General features: G+C 61.9%; 1 protein-coding gene. It reads right to left on the bottom strand.

The window, feature by feature from the left end; translation table 11 throughout:
* The coding region (locus BST40_RS28080; protein WP_244174535.1) for a B12-binding domain-containing radical SAM protein at positions 1–1,274 on the bottom strand (1,274 nt) is incomplete at its 3' end.
* Positions 1,275–1,317: the final 43 nt, after the last annotated feature.

Below are 1,317 nucleotides of genomic sequence, written 5' to 3' on the forward strand. Positions count from 1 at the left end.
TCCCATTGGTCGAGGCGGGCCAGGAAGAAGGCTTCGGCCTCGTCGTAGCTGATGTTCGCGTCGGGGGCGATGCGGGCGACCAGGTCGGCGTAGACCCGGGCGGCTTCGGGGTCGACGAAGTCCCATTGCCCCAGCGGCCATTCCGCACTCAGATATCCTGCCGCCGAATACGCCTGGTACAACGGCGTTCCCGGATACGGCGTGATCTTGCTGAGAAGCTTGAAGGGATGCCGGTATTTGGTTGCCCGCAGCAGCCGGGCGGTTTCGCGTAGCTCCTCGGGTCGCACCGTGGGGTGAAACATGATGGTCCCGGGGATCACATCAATGCCCAACTGCTGCAAGGCATTGATGGTGTCGGCGGCGTCTTGGCCACGGTTGATGATCTGCTTACGGTAAGCGCGCAACTGATCGTAGGAACCGGTCTCCAACCCGACGAACACCCGCCGCAAACCCGCCCGGTGCAAGTGCCTGAACACCTCAAGGTCGACCACCGAATCCAACCGGATATCGATCATGAAGCTGACATCGATACCGCGGCCAAGCATCGCCGAGGCAAACTCGACCGCACGCTGCTGCGAACCAGGATGCTTGGACACAAACAAATCATCGGTAATCGACACAAACTCGATACCGAAATCCGACACCAGATAACCGATCTCGTCGACCACCGCATCCACCGACTTGACCCGATAACTGCTGCGCCCCAACATCGCCGACACCGCCCCGGTCCCACAAAACGTGCACCGATACGGACAACCCCGACTGGCGAACACCGACGCGGCAAAACCATCGCCGAGCACCGTCGGCAACTCCTCGCGCGCCGGCCACGGCAATTCGTCGAGATCAACCAACCTCGACGGCGAACACACCACCCCACCGCGCCCGTCGCGGCGCGCCAGCCCCGCAACATCCGCTAGCCCCGCACCATTGACCACCGCCAAAGCCAACTCGGTAAACGCCACCTCGCCATCGCCGACCACCACGAAATCAAAACAGTCATACTCAGCCAAAATGCGCTCGTAGTTCAGTGTGGCGATCACATTGCCCAACGCGATCTGCACACCCTCCCAGCACTGACGCGCCCGCCGCGCCAACCACAACACCTCGGCAAAGGTATCGATACACGAAAACCCCACCAACCGCGGCACACCCGCGACCGCCACCGCAGCCTGCATCGCCTGCCACGTCTGCTCCACACCCTCATGCCCGGCCACCAAACCATTGACCGTCACGACCTCAAGCCCACGCGCCCTGGCGTAAGCCTTGATCGACATCAACCCCAAATGCTCCATCGGCATCGACGAATACACCCACGGA

Source organism: Mycobacterium persicum (genome assembly GCF_002086675.1).
Classification (GTDB): Bacteria; Actinomycetota; Actinomycetes; order Mycobacteriales; family Mycobacteriaceae; genus Mycobacterium; species Mycobacterium persicum.